The following is a 15003-nucleotide window of genomic DNA, read 5'->3' on the forward strand; positions in this document are numbered from 1 at the left end:
GGCTACGACCTCCGGTCCGGGTGACGCTGTCCCTGTCCGGGTGCGGGATCAAGCGGGCTGGAGAACTCGCCTTCGGCCATCGCGTCGTATGCGGCAAGTACCAGCCTTTTGGTACGGAACTCGCCGTGCTGCCGTTCCTCGTTCTTACGCACCACGAAGAACGAGTCGATGACATGCTCGGCGTCGTTTCGATCAAGTCCGTACAGGTGCAGGTACGCGGCGTCCAGCTCGGCGCGCAACTGTGCGCGTCGCTCCTCGTTCCATCGAAACGGAGGTCCGTCGTCACCAAGGTCCTGTCCGTACGGTTGGAGGTCCCATGCCGTGTACGACAACTCCAGGACGCGCGGAATCACCCAGTCCGCCAGGGTTGCCGCGTTGCCGGGCTGCCACGGAGCAGCGGCACTGTAGACAGACGGAGGAACGATAGGAAGTTGCTTGACCAGCGAGTAGATAACTGAGGCTCCGGAAAGTTTTTGGCGGGCGCAGTAGTCGAGTACGAGCGCGGACAGGTTGGCTTGAAGTCCAGCAACTGGCTTCTCGCCAGGCAGAGCAAGTGGGAACTTGTGGCCTACGGCGGTGCGCGGGATGACTGTTGCGATCAGTGTCCGCTCATCAGTATCTTTCGCAATGTCTCGCCAACCGAGCAACCAATGGTTGGGTGACCTTCCGACCAGCGCGGCGTCAACGTCAGCCGCAGGGATCCAGTATCGAGGCCAAGCAACAGAGCCTGGGTCATCATGTTGCTCGGGCGTGAGCCGCGGCAGCGTGCCCTTGTTGAGTTGAGCCTGCGTGGCGTCAGCATAGGTCGCGTAGCGATGGTCGAAGTGATGTGTCATCTTGGCTTCGTACAGTGGAAGCATTGTCGCATTGCCTCGCACGAACGCGCCGTTGTTAGGTTGCCAGCCTTCACTGCGTAGAGATGGTTCATCACGGAAACTGCCCGAGTCGTTCGCCATGTCCAACATTCGCTGAAATGAGACGTTCCACGTGTTTCCGTCGGCGAGTTTGTCGTGCCACAGCACGGGAAGGCGGCCGTGGATGCCGATGGTGATTTCTGCGTCACGTCGGCTCCGGAAGATTGGACTCGTTCCACTGTTGGGGTTCACTTGGAGGATCTCGGACGGTTGGAGCGAGAACCGTCGGTCACCAATCTGATGAACGTGGCGGGTGGAGAATGCAAAGGAGGCGGTTGGGATAGCTTGACCGCCCGTGGCGACGAGGACCGCGAAGCGAAACCTGTTAGTGACGCCGGGGAAGATCTTTGCTTCGTTCTCGAAGTCGAGGAAGGCGGCCAGAGTGCTGCTGTCTATGAGCCGACGGAAGAACGGCGCCGTGGTTTCACCAGTGGCTATGCCGGTCGGAAGCACGACGCCAAGGCGTCCTCGTTTGGAGGTAAGAGCTAGAGAGGTTTCAGCGAATAGGGCGTACGTGTCGATGTCGCCGTGTCCTGTGAGCGGATAGCGGTCAGAGCCTCTGGCGAATAGGCTCGCTGCATCTGCGTCTCGAACGGCCGCTTGGTAAAGGCTCCATAGGGCGGGCCGCGCTGCCTCGAGCTTGCTGATCATTTTCTTGCGAGCAGCTGCGTTGGCGGCGTCCGCGATCTCAGGGGCGCTGACCGCAAAGTACTGTTGCTCCTTCAGCTTCAGCTTTCCCCATGGCGGGTTGCCCAGGATGCACGAGAACCCTTCGGGTAGCACGTCGGGGAACTCAAGATGCCAATGGAAAAAATGGTACTTGTCGCGGAGTCGGCGCACCTGGTCGAGTTGGTCGGATGTGATCCCGGATAACCCCTGGTTGGTGATGCGGCGGATGTCACCCGCGGTGGGGCCGGGAACGCCCTCTGGCTTGTGGTGCCAAAGGAAGGCGGCGCACCAGGCATCGGCCGCTAGCCGGGCTTGCGCCAGTGTTGGTTCTTCTTCCGCGGCCTGCCATGCAGCAGCCTTGGCGTGCACGTCGATCAACGTGTTTTCAGGGGCGTCGGCCAGCTCCTGGAACGCCTTGCCGAAGTCTTGCGATGGTGCACCGAATACGAGCTCCGCTTGTTCGGAGTGGATGGTCTCATCGCGGTTGCGGCGCTTGCGCTTCGACAATGTGGCCGAGTCGTCGCCGAGAAGGGCCGTGAAGGCTGCTTCCGGAAGGCCGTTGTCGATGAGTTCCGGTGTTGTACCGAGTAGTGCGTTGCCGACCTTGATGTGGGCGTCGAGGAAGGACAAGGGACGACCTGGTTCGAGGGCTTCGAGCCAGAGCGCCACCTTTGCTAGCTCGGCGGCGAGCGGGTTGAGATCGACGCCGTAGAGGCAGTGGCTGATAACTTCGCGCATGGCATCGCGAAGCGCGGGTTCAGCAGGTTCGGCCTCGCCAGTTCGGTGTGCAGCGAGACGCCGCGCGATCCGTCGGCCTGCGGCGACGAGGAAATGTCCTGAGCCGCAGGTTGGATCGCAGACGGTGATGGCTAGCAGAGCGGCTTCGGGGTCGGGGTTTGTCGCTGCGTCGTCGAGCACCGGTTTCAGTGTCTCGTCGAGCAGGACATCGACGAGGTCCGAGGGGGTGTAGTAAGAACCGGTCTTCTTGCGGTCGTTTCCTGGTGCTGCATCGAGTGTGTAGCGACCTGTCTCGGCGTCGTAGTCCGGGACGAGTTCGAGGAGTGATTCGTAGACGCTACCGAGTTCTTCGGCACCGAGGTTGCGGTAGTCCACGGCTCGGGCCATGCCGGCCTCGTCGCGGGTGAGGGACAGGGCACGGACGGCGGCCAGGAGGTCGCGGTTGGCAAGGGCTGCGTCTTCCAGAGGTCCGAGTGCGCCCTTGTCATAAATGCCGCCGAGTCCGGGAAGGCCGAGCGCCGGCAGACCTTCTTCGTTGCCGAGGCCACGGGTGGTCAGGCGAAGTGCGGCCCATTGGTCAGTGTGGCGTTCGGTCGTGTGGCGACGTTGGGCTTTGCGGCGTAGTCGGTCGGTGGAGAAGTGCTGGGCATACCGTCGTCGTTGTTCAGGTGTGGCTTTGTCGTGGTGAAGGAGGTTGCGGTCTTCGGCGACGAACAGGACGAGCAGTTGGTAGACCACACGCAGCACCAGCCGGTGGTAGTCACGTGAGGTGAGCGTGCCTTGGCGCAGTTGGTCCCGGAGTGCGGGTGTTGCGGCAAGGAATCCAGCACCAAGGATGTTGAGCGCCTGCCTGACTCCGGCGGAAAGGCGTTTGAGGGCACGGGTTCCACGGGTAGTGGAATCTTCGCGCCACCGTTCCAGCCAGCAGGTGTTGGGGGCGGCCGACGGGTCTGGTTGCGGTTCGACGCGGCTAGCGTGGCAGAGCTGCCACATCAAGGTGAAGTCGGCGAATACTTCTCCGTCGAGCATACCGGCGAGGTCGAATTGGACGTATGCCTGGCGGACCAGTGCGGCCGAGTCACGCAACAGGCGTAGCTCGAGCCCGTTGGTGAGGATGCCCCATAGGTGGTCCTGGGAGCGGTTGAGGAGTTCTTGCATCATGGAGTGCGGTGCTTGGCGGGCGGCGCCGGGCACTCCGGGTGTGCGGTGGTCGAGGTCGACGCCCACGCCAAGCAGATGTAGTGGGGTCCGTTGCCACAAGTGGCTCAGCGGGTAGGTGGTGTCGGCGACGGCGAGGCCGCCTGCGGGGACGGCGGGAAGGCGGCCATAGCCGAGTTCGTCGAAGAGGACGCGGAGCCATTGGGCGCGGGTGGTTTCGACCTGGTGGCCGGTGTTTTCACCGGGCGGAACCGTACGTCGGAAGGCCAGCCAGGCTCCCCGGAGTCGTTCCCATGAGCGGTTGGCCGCTTCGCGCACCGTTTCGGACTCGGCGAGGCCGTAGGTGTTGGGTTTGAGTCCGTCGAGTTCGCCGGTGGTGATGGCTTCGAGGGTTTCGGGCGGAAGTAGACCGCCGACGGTGCGGATGGTGCTGACGGTGTGAGTGCGCATCAGATCCCCGCGGGCAGGTAGAGGTACACGCCAAGAATGTCGGCGGGGCGTTGGGCTGTGACGGTGAGGCCGCGGCGGATGAGTGCGCCGGTGCTGCCGGCGGCTTCCCGTACTCGGCGGTGGCTGGCGAGGAGTTCTGTGGCCAGCCGGTCTCCCTCGTCGTTCAGGTGCGGGGTGAGCCGGTCTAGGCGTGCTTGAACGCGGCGAATGTCTTCGGCGGCGAGGTCGCGGGGGACGTTGCCTGCGGGCCGCGCATCTAGGAGCGCGGTGACCTCCTGGTCGGGTAGCCATTCGGGGGTGGCAGCAGTACCGCGATAGGCCAGCAGGCGTGCTTCTTCCACGACCATAGAGCGTCGTTCGGTCGCGGTGGGCAGGGTCAGGTGCAGGCGGTAGCGCAGCAGGAGCAGCACGGTGCGCGTGTCGACGGCGTCGGTGAGGAGCACGCCACATCGCCGGGCGGGACGGTCGGTGCCCGCTTCGGGGTCGAGTGCGGTGTCAAGGACGTAGCGCGCGAGGGTTTCTACGGTGGGATCGGTACGAGCTAGTACGGCCCCTCCGTCCGGTGCGGGTGGGGTTCGCACGAGCGGAAGGTCGGTGGGGCCGCCAAGTTCCTCTCGTAGTGCGAGGGGCAGCCCGTCCAGCGCGGCGATGTGTCCCTCGGGTGTGGTGGTCAGGGTGGCTCTCAGCGAGCTGAGGGCATCGACGACGAAGGTTTCGGTCTCGGCCGGGCCGCCGAGCGCGGCGCGGAGAGCATCGACTTCTCGGGAGACTTCATCGGGTTTGATCTGTTCTTGGGCGAACAGGCTGCGGGAGCGTTTCTCGCGTTGAGCTGCGTCATCCCACCGCTGGTGGAGACTGGTGCGCGCGGTCTCCTCGACCCCTTCGAGTTGGAGTTGACCGCCGGTCTCGGCGCGCAGCACGCCTTCCAGCACGGCTGTGAGGACGGCGTCGCTGTCTTGCGGGATGGGAACGGCGACCCCGGTGTCGGCTTGGATGGCACGGTGACGGCGGAGCAGTACGTTCAGGACGAGACCGTCGATGCCGTTGTCTTCGCCGTAGTAGGTGATCGCGTATACGTCGGGGGCGCGTTGTCCGAATCGGTCGACGCGGCCTTCGCGTTGCTCCTGGCGGGTGGGGTTCCACGACAGGTCGTAGTGCAGGACTGCGGTGAAGTGGTCTTGCAGGTTGACACCCTCGGACAGGCAGTCGGTGGCCACCAGGACGCGGCGCTCGGCTTTGCCGAGTTCGGCGACGCGGCGCTCGCGTTCTTCCGGTGGCTGGGCGCCGGTGACCCAGGCGACTTCGACGTCCGGCAGCGCCTGGCGCAGTGCGGTTCCCACGTACTCGGCGGTCGCGATGTAGCGGCAGAACACCACGATGGCGTCGCCCGCTTCCACCCGGTCGCGGACAAGGCCGATGCTTTTCTTGAGCTTCGCGTCCTTGGCGCCGCGCAGTCGATCAGCGTCCTTGGCCAGTCGCAGCAGACGAGCCCGCGGTGTGTCTTCGGCGGGCAGCGCCCCGGCCGTGGTGTCGCGGCCTTCGATGGCTTCGTCCTCGTCGGGGAGATCGAGGACGCCGGCTTGGCCGCGGACATCGGCTTCCTCGATGGTGGTCACGTCGTCTTCGCCGCTGCGGTTGCGCAGGGTCGCGGCGGCTGCGGCGGGCGAGGAGGCCATTGCGCGCAGCAACGCGAGGATCGACCACCAGCGGACCCGCTGGTGCACCGGGCCTCCGGCCGAATCACGTACGGTCTCGCGGGCGTAGCGGAGGACCTGGTCGAACAGCTTGCGGTAGTCCGGTGACAGCCGGTAAGTAGCTTCCAACGGGATGCGGTTGGGGAATGGGGTGTCTTCGTCGAGGTAGCTGCGGATGTCTCCGCGCTGGCGTTGCACGACGTGACGGGCGATGCGTTCGCGGTCGCGGCGGCGCGCCTCACCTGACAAGTCGTCGGGCAGCTCCGAGAGAGACTTATCCAGCAGCCCGAGCAGCGCCCGGAACGCTTCCGACTTACCGCTGTGCGGGGTTGCGGTGACCAACAACAGGTGCCGATTCGGGTCGGCGGCGAGGCGGGACAGCAGCGTGTAGCGCTGCTGGCTGGCGCGGGCGGTGCGGCCGTCAGCGGCCCCGACGCAAGTGTGGGCTTCATCGACGATCACAAGACCGGGACAGGCCCGGATAAACTCGTCCGCGCGCCGTGACGACTTGATGAAGTCGGTGGACACCACCGTGTACGGGTAGCGCTCGAACAGCGATTCTCCGGCGGGCAGGTCACGCTCCAGGCGGCCAGCGGTGGAAGGCAGGACGAGTTCAGCGTCGAGTCCGAACTTGTCAGTCAACTCCCGTTGCCATTGGGGGGCCAGGGCGGGGCTGCACATGATTGTGAACCGGTCGACGCTGCCCTGGGCGAGCAGTTCCGCGACGATCAGACCGGCTTCGATGGTCTTGCCGACGCCGACGGCGTCGGCGATCAGGAGCCGGACTGTGCGCATGCGCAGGGCCATCAGTAGCGGGACCAACTGGTAGGAACGGGGGCTCACGGCAATTTGCGCGAGGCTGCGGAACGGGCCGCCGCTGGACCGGAAGCCCAGTCGCAGTGCGCTGCGGAGCAGGCGCGCACTTACCGCGTCGCCGAGATCGTCAGGGTCCGGCGGCGCGAAGGTCGCGGATTCGACCGGCTCGAGATCCGGGAGTACTCCGGCGATGTCGTCCGCGCCGCCGCCCAGCGGGCGTAGCAGAAGCAGGTCGTGGGTGCTGTCGGGCAGCACGACCCAGTCGCGGCCACGAGCTCGCACCAGGGAACCAGCTGCCCAGCTCACGAACGTCCACCTCCGAAAACCGTCGGCATCCTGTCGATGACCGCGGCCCAGTCCTCGCCCTCACGGAGCCGCAGCACGTGCCACCGGGGTCGAGCCAGAAGCCGTTCCTCGGCATCCTCGTCGGTGAGGGGATCGTTGTGGCCGTTGTCAATGAACACGCCGTACCGGCCGACGGCCAGTTCGTACACGAAGTGCGGGCGCGCTTGTGCTTCCTCGACGAGCACGTTGACGGCGTCCGGGAGCCGTGAGCCCTTGGCACGCAGCAGGTCGATGAACGGGTGCTCGCTCACGACCCCGTTGGAGGGAGCGTCCGGCACGGCCGGGTCGGCACCCGCAGCGTGTGCTGCCGGGACGGTAGTGGCGTCGGCGAGGTCACGCAGCATCGTGGCGATCGAGTGGCGGTCCAGGAGGAGGTGGTCGGGTTGGTTGCCGTAGGACAGCAGGCAGTCGTAGCAGGCGCGTTCGCAGCGTTCGGTACCGGGTTGGGCGGAGCCCCGGTCGTGACCGTCCTGGTCGAAGTGCAGGATGTCGAGCGCCTCACGGGCGACGAGGCCGAGGTCGTAATGCTCGCCGGCGACGAGGTTGCGCAGCACGCCGGCTCCGCCTTCGGCGGATTCATACAACAGGATCCGGCGGCGTTCTCGGGTGTTGGGCAGTGCTTCGGCGGCGAGTTCGTTGTCTTCGAGGTCGAACGCGGCCTGGATCCCTCGTTTGAGTGCCCACTGCAAGGTTGCCAGCCGCTCTGGGGAGACCTGGTCCGACCAGTGGACGACAAGGGTGTTGCGACGGTCTTCGACGAACGGGATCACCAGTTCGGGTGGCGCACCGGCTGCTGCGGCGGCGCGGCCTTGGCGGTTGCGCTGGGGGCGTGGCTCCCATCGTCCGCTGGTGGGGTTGATGAAGTAGCCGTCGGGTGTGCCGGGTGCGCGCCGTCGGAGGCCGATGTTCATCCGGCGGATGGTCGCGGTGTCGGCGTAAGTGAGCCGGGCGAGCTCGCGCCCGTCCGCGGCGATCACCCGAGCCTCGCGTCGGGCGTCGGGCCCGTCGGGTGGCAGTCCGACTGCTGTGACCAGGTCGAAGCCCTGGCGGCGGCGTTCTTCCTCGTCGGAGGAGATCCGCTCGCGGCGGCGGGTGGTCGCGGTGGTCATCCGCAGCAGGTTCGGGACGGAGGCTCCGAGATCGACGTTGCAGATGTCGCAGTGATCGTCGGAGTCGTTCCACAGTGTGCCGCAGTTCTCGCAGCGCTTGGCTCGTTCTAGCGCGAGTCGGCCGTCTGCGTCACCGCGGGAGGGAACTGACACCTTCACGACCTCGTAGCGAGCGCCCTCGTGGTAGACGAAGGCACCGGGCCCGAACTCGCTGATAGCCAAGAACCGCGGACGGGACAGGTAGTCGCCGTCGCGGCGGCGGCCTCCGGCTCGGGCAGGGATGAACGCCGATACCGGCAGCCGGGGGAACGAGTAGCCAGGCAGGAAACCTTCGGTGGCGAAGTAGCGGTAGCTGTAGAAGTCGCTGTAACCCAACTCGTCCGATTCGTTGCGCAACAGGTTCAGCTTCGTCGCGGCTTCCAGGTACTGCGCCCTGGCACGGTTGACGGCATCCGCCGAGGCGGCGGCGTCCGTGAGAACGCGGTTTGCCGCAGCCATCTCGGAGCGCGCCGCCCGGAATGCTTCACGCCATCGGTCGCAGGCGCGGTCGAACGCCTCGACGGCGTCCTCGACGGTACGGCGGATCCAGTCCTCGTCGAACCACGGCGCGTCGGCGATCTCGTCAACAGTGCTCAGCACCTGCCGAGCCCGGTGCAGCGCCCGTTCCGCTGCGGCACGGTCGGACAAGGCGTGCCGCACTGCGGGCTCGAGTTCCAGGCTCGGGTCGTCACCACTGACATCCAGCAGCTCGACCAGGGACTTTCCGAGCGGCTGGCGTGTTTCGGCCAGCCAGATGGCGTGGATGTGGGAACGCAGGAGGTCGGCATTGGCCAGGTCCAGGCGGGGCGGGGCGACGGCGCCGGCCACCATCCGCGCGGAGCGGTGGAAGTAATACTGATCGTGCGCGCTACCGGTGGTGCAGTAGGTGACCACGATCGCGGGCTGTCCAGCACGCCCGGCGCGGCCGGAGCGCTGGGCGTAGTTGGCCGGAGTCGGCGGGACGTTGCGCAGCACAACGGCGTTGAGGGTCGCGATGTCGACACCCAGCTCCATCGTGGGAGAACAGAACAGGGCCTGCAGCCCGGCGTGACGGAACGCTTCCTCGCGCTCTTCGCGGATCGGCGCCGGGACCTGTGCGGTGTGTTCTGCTGACCGCAAGCCGGTCAGCCCGGCCGCGAGAGTGCGGTAGAAGTCGACGAAGTACGGGTTGGGGGCGGCGCCAGTCTCGCCAGGCGCGTTGCGCAGAGGGTCTGGTGCGCGCGTGACGCCATCGCCGACCAACCAGCGAAGGGCAGCGGCGTTGAGTTGATACGCCCGCTCGCCGCGGTCCTCCTCGACGACGGTCACGAGGCCGTAAAGGGCGAGTGCGTCCAGCATTCCGACGATGGTCAGCTCGGTATCAGCTGCGGTGATCCGCGGCCCGTCCCCGCGCAGCTGGCGGCGCAGGTACCGGCCGTATGCCGAAAGGCCGGAAATGAACGTGTCGCCCCTGGTGTCGTCCTGCCGCCGCGACCGTGGCCAGACCCGGCCGGCGAGAAATCGCTCTTCCTCTGCGATCGTCCACGGATCACGCAGATGCTGGTCTGAAAGATTGCGGACGGCCTCGAACCCGTCAGCGGTGAGCGCGGCCACCCGGATCGCCAACGATCGGCGCATTTCGTCCAGCAGCACCCGCGCCAGAGCCTCACGCAGCTCGGCGGACACGTCGGCCAAGAGGCCACTGCGCCAGATCTCGTGGTCGGCACACGCTTCATCCAGCGCGACGTAGTCGATCTTGAGCAACGCGGACTGTTCGAGGTTCGGCATCGTGATCCGCCAGCCACGCTGCAGATCCTGGTAGAGCCGGTAGGCGACCGCTTCCCGAAGCGCCCGTTCGGCCTCTTGTCGGGCGAGGCCCCGCACGTCTGGTTGGAGCGCGTACTCCTCGCGCGGCAGCCCGAGCGCCTGGACGACCGCGCTAGCCATTGTGTCGTGTCGCAACCCGTCCGGACCGGCTTCGGCTACGGCCCGGTGCAAGGCGCTACGCAGCAGACCGACCTGGACGAAGTCGTTGAAGTGCCCTGCCTGCAGTGAGGCATCCTGCCGGTTGTCGGTGAAAGACAGCACTTTCCTGGCATCGTCGCGCAGGTCCTCGCCACGCAGGGCCCGCACCAGGCTAGAGGCCAACACCGTCGTCGCCGAGCTTCGGCCCTCGGAGCCGAGACTGGACAACTTCGCGAAGTCCTGCTGGCGCGCGGATTCATACGACACTCGGCATCGCAGGCAGAACCGGAAAGGCGCGGACACGAACGCCGCCGGGACGCCGCCCTGCCCGTGTACATCCTCATGACCGTCTGGCTGCACGACGACTCGGACAGGCAGATGATCGACCTTGGTCGGATCAATTTGCTCTGCTCCAGGCCGACCGACCAGCCAACCGGTCGGGAGTCGTTCCAATACGTCGGTCGGGTCGGCGGGCCAGGGGGTGGTGGTGTCGACGTACAGATAGCCGCTACGGGCATCACCTGCGGCATCGTCAGGGAGCCGCGGCCGGAACCCATCGGATGTACGAATGACCGACAGGTACTCCTGGCCGCATTCGCGGCAGAACGCGAGCGGCGCAAGAACGGCTTCGGGGCGGCCTGGCACCGCCAGCTGGTACCGGGTCGTGAGATAGCGGTCGGTTTCGGCCTCGACCGAGCAATAGACGGTATCGCCCTTGCCGATGAACTGGTGCAGCCGGAACGCGAACAGCGAACGGCCGAAATCATCAAGCTGTTCCGCACCGGCCAGCAGCACCTGTCGAAGCGCGCCCGTGCAGGTAACCTCGTCCAGTCCGGTGCGACGCGCCAGGTCCGTGGCCGCGTCGGAGAGCTTGGTAGGCGGTTGGCGCACCAGCCGTCCGTCGACCGTCGCCACGCCGAAGGTCGACTCCACCCACGCGGCCAGAGGGTCATCCCGAAGATCCTCGGCTGCCCCGACGTTCTGAACGGCGGCGCGCAGGGCGTCGTCGTCCGGATCAGGGGCGCTGCGAGTGGCTCGGCGCAACGTCTCACCTATCACATGCCGCGGTTCCACCCGCGTGCCGAACAGCCGCCCGGCCACCTCGGCGATCGCCGCACGCTGTTGCTCCAGGGTGCCCGGCCCGGCCAAGGTGGCAGAAGTGCCGACGTACTGCACCGACGGGCTACCACACGCATCACGCACACGCCTGACCAGCATCGCAACGTCCGCGCCCTGACGGCCGCGGTAGGTGTGCAGCTCGTCCAGTACGAGAAACCGCAGCTCACCGGCCTGTTCGACAAGCCGACGCCGCTCATCGGGGCGGGTCAGCAGCAGGTCGAGCATCACGTAGTTGGTCAGCAGCACGTCCGGCGGATGCTGCAGGATCTGCTCCCGTTGCTCGTCGCTTTCCTGGCCGGTATAGCGGGCGAAAGTTACTCGCCGGTCCGTGTCGCCCAAGAACTTCGCCAGCTCCAGCTCTTGGCTGTTGGCCAGCGCGTTCATCGGGTACACGACGATGGCCCGAACACCACGAGCGCTGCCTTCCCTCAGCACGTGGTCAACGATCGGAACGAGGTAGGACAAGCTCTTGCCCGACCCGGTGCCTGTGGTCAACACATAGCTCGCACCAACCTGGGCCGCCGCCACCGCATCTCGCTGGTGCTGATGCAACTGCAAGCACCGGCCACCCACCTGGAAGATCTGGGCGCACGAAGGATGCAGCACTCCCTCTTCGACCAGCTGTCGGATGTCGCCCCCGCCGGCGAACGCAGGGTTAAGTGAGAGCCACGGCTCCGGCCACAGCAAGCCAGCGTCAAGCTCGCGGTCCACCAACCTGCGGATCCGGTCGTCGCGTACGCGCAGGAACCCGTCGACGTAACGGCGGTAGTCACTGACTAGCCGATCACGCACAGCGAAGACATCCACCGTGTCCCCATCCCCCGAATCCCTGCTCCGACGCCGACACCCTCAGAGGGTAGTGGCGCCGTCCGTCAACGCGAGCTGCCCCGCTCCACACACGGGTTCGTGATCCGCTCAGGCCCAAACCTTCGAATTACTCTCGACAGAGAATGCCGAGTACATCGGACGTCGATCAACATCAAGGCTTTGTTACAGGCGGTGGTCGCTACCTAGGCAAATGGAAGATGTTGACGTCCGAGGACAGTGTGTTGTGACCCGCCGCTGTCAGCTACCTCGGTAGCGCCCTCGGTGACGACACAGGCGGACAGCAGTCGCCGGAGTTCGGTGCCGCAGCCGCTGAAATCGAGTGCAGCAGTCGGTGGGACGGCGCGCCGCGCTGGGGACAGAGCGAGCGGGCAGACGCACAGCCATGCTGTCCGGTGATGCCCCACTGGACTGCGACTGCGCCGCCGCGACCGCAAATCATGTGGGCGAGCACTCCGGCAAGGTGGCCTGACTGCCAGGGGGGTGTCTCGCGGTTCTGTGGGGCCGGTGCACCGGCCCCACCGCGGACATCGTTGCACGCAAGCGAACTGCTAGGAGCTGCTTGCTGTTCCAGTGTGGCGACGACGTCATTGGCTACATCGTCCACGAGCGACTCGCTGCGGAAGCCGTCCCGCGCGGGGTGCGGCATCGGTGTCTAACGGCTTTGCTCGTGCGCTTCGATTGACTTGGCTCGAGGGGTGCGGCGACGCCGCCGTGTTGTCGGTGTGTCAGGCGCGTGCTGTCGCTTCTTGTGGTTTAGGTGCCTGGTGGCACCTGGTCGGGATGCATTGTTGCAATCGGGTGTAACCGTTGTGCGCGTGTCAGTAGCCGTTGGATCTCGGTGGCTTGTGGTGCTTTGAGGCGTCGGTAGATGTCGAGTGCTCGGCGGAGGCAAGTTGTTGCTCGTTTGTGGTGTCTGGGGAGGAGACATCGGGCGATGCCTTCGAGGGCGCGGGCTTCTTCGAGCTGGGCGCCTGCGTCGCGGGCGGTGGCGAGGGCTTCTTTGTGGAGGCTCAGCGGGTTGCCGGCGTGGGGCCAGGTGCGGGCGAGGTTGCCGAGGTTGTTGAGGGCGACGGCTTGTTCGGTGCGGTTCTGCAGTTCGAGCGACAGCTGGTATGCCCGTCGGAGCATGGTCATGGCTTGTTCGTGGTCGCCGTGCTGGTGCAGGGCGCGGCCGAGGTAGTTCAGCGAGATGCCTTGGCAGGAGCGGCTTCCGACGGTTTCGTAGAGGCGCAGGGCTTCGATGTGATGGTCGACGGCGGTGTCGCCGTGGCCGTGGGAGCAGGCGATGGCTCCGAGGATGTTGAGGGTGATGGCGTGGCCGCGGGGGTCGCCGAGGGCGATGTAGAGCTTCTGCGCCCACCGGGCGGCGCGTGCTGCAGGTGTGTACATGCCGATGGCGTGGCGGAGGGTGGCGACGACGTTGAGGACGTTGGCTTGTCCGCGTCGGTCGCGTTGCCGGGTGAAGAGGGTGAAGGCTGTGCGGAGTGCGCGGGTGGCGGCGGGGTAGTCGTGGGTGCGGTAGTGCACGACGCCGAGTTCGTTGAGCGCGATGGCCTGTCCCAGGGGCTCGTGGAGTGTCTCGTAGATGGCGTGGGCTTGGGTGAGGTACCGGGCGGCGTCGCGGTGGTTTTCGGTGAGGCGGTGGACGTGGCCGAGTTCGCTGAGTACGGCTGCCTGACCGCGGAGGTTTTCGAGGGACCGGTAGAGGGTGTGGGCGGATTCGAGGCTGGCGATGCTGTCGGTGTAGGAGTCGAGCAGGTAGTGGATGGCGCCGAGGTTTTTGCGGATGAGGGCTTCGTTGCGGCGGTTTTGACTCGGGCCTAGTACTCGGAGCGCGGCGGTGTGGAGAGTGCGCGCCTGGTCCCACCGGCCGGAGAGGCGCAGGAAGGCGTGCAGGGCGGTGGAAAGGCCGACCGCGTACTGCGGGAGGTCGTGCTCGGCGGCGTAGCCGGCGCAGGCGAGGAGGTTGACGCGTTCGGCGTGCAGCCAGCGCAGGGCGTCGTCGGTGCAGGCGATGGCGTCGTGGCCGTGGCGGGGGTGGCCTGAGCAGTCGCCGGGCATGAACGTCGCTGCGTGCGCTGCGGTGCAGTGGTAGTGGTCGAGGAGCCGGGCCCGGGCGCGGTCCCGTTCACGAGGCGGCTCCTCGGTCAGCAGTACTTCGGTGTAGGCGTGGATGAGGCTGTGCAGGCGGTAGCGGCCGGGCTGGGGTTCGTCGACGAGGTGGCCGAGGTAGAGGGCTTCGAGGCGAAGCCGGGAGGTGGCGGGGTCGGAGCCGTCGAGCGCTGCGGCCGCGTGCGCGTCGATGTCGGGCCCGGGGTGCAGGCCCAGCCGGCGGAACAGCCGCTGCTGGTCTGAGGGCAGATCGCGGTAGGAGAGGCTGAAGGCTGCAGCGACGGCGACGTCGTCCGGGTATTCGTCGGCCAGGCCCCGGTGCTTCGCGGTGAGCCGGTCCACCATGTAGCGCAGAGTCCAGGTCGGGTGGCTGACCAGACGGCCCGCAGCCATGGAGATCGCCAGCGGAAGGCCGCCGCACAGGGCCGTGATCTCCCGGATCTCGTCGTCGTCCGGGGGAAGGAGCCGGCTGCGGGCGTGACGGCGGAACATGTCGACGGCCTGATCCGGGGGAAGCACGTCGAGGGAGACGGGTTCGGCGTCGGTCAGGGCGGTGAGTCGGCGTCGGCTGGTCACGAGCACAAGGCAGCTGGGCGTGTTCGGGATGAGCGGGTTGACCTGTGCGGCGTCGACGGCGTCGTCGAGGATCAGCAGAACTTTCTTGTCCCCGACTCGGTCGCGCCACAGACGCGCGCGGTCGTCGATGCGCGCAGGGACCTGGTCTGCCGTGATGCCGGCTGCGAGCAGGAGCGAAGCGAGTGCGTCGTGGGCGGTGACCGGGTCCTGTCCGTGGGTGTGGCCGTGCAGTTCGAGGAAGATCTGCCCGTCGGGGAACACGTCGGCCAGTTGGTGTGCGGCGTGCACGGCGAAGGCGGTCTTGCCGACGCCGGGCATGCCGTCGACAGCGTGGATGGCGATCGTCCGGACCGGGCCTTCGGCGGCGGTGCGTGCGGCGGACAGCAGCCGTTGGAGTTCGGTGTTCCGGCCGGTGAATTCGCGCACGGCCCGGGGGAGCGTGCGCATCGTCGGCGTCACGCGGGTTTCGGGTTGGGGGGACGGGGCGTAGGG

The 15003-nt window shown here is 66.6% G+C and carries 4 protein-coding genes; all 4 read right to left on the reverse strand.

Annotated elements, in window-relative coordinates; translation table 11 throughout:
* Positions 1-2: 2 nt before the first annotated feature.
* Positions 3-3929 (reverse strand): Eco57I restriction-modification methylase domain-containing protein, encoded by a 3927-nt coding sequence (locus D0D37_RS35980; protein ID WP_116205042.1) that lies wholly within the window; start codon positions 3927-3929, stop codon positions 3-5.
* Positions 3929-6745 (reverse strand): helicase-related protein, encoded by a 2817-nt coding sequence (locus D0D37_RS35985; RefSeq protein WP_116205043.1) that lies wholly within the window; start codon positions 6743-6745, stop codon positions 3929-3931. Before D0D37_RS35985 ends, D0D37_RS35980 begins: the two co-directional genes overlap by 1 nt.
* On the reverse strand, positions 6742-11802 hold the full coding sequence (locus D0D37_RS35990) for a DEAD/DEAH box helicase (RefSeq protein ID WP_116205044.1): 5061 nt from the start codon (positions 11800-11802) through the stop codon (positions 6742-6744). The genes D0D37_RS35985 and D0D37_RS35990 overlap by 4 nt, the downstream gene beginning before the upstream one ends.
* Positions 11803-12576: 774 nt before the next feature.
* A partial coding sequence (locus D0D37_RS35995; protein ID WP_208720295.1) for an ATP-binding protein occupies positions 12577-15003 on the reverse strand: 2427 nt, incomplete at its 5' end.

The sequence above is a fragment of the Amycolatopsis circi genome (genome assembly GCF_003385235.1).
GTDB classification, from domain to species: domain Bacteria; phylum Actinomycetota; class Actinomycetes; order Mycobacteriales; family Pseudonocardiaceae; genus Amycolatopsis; species Amycolatopsis circi.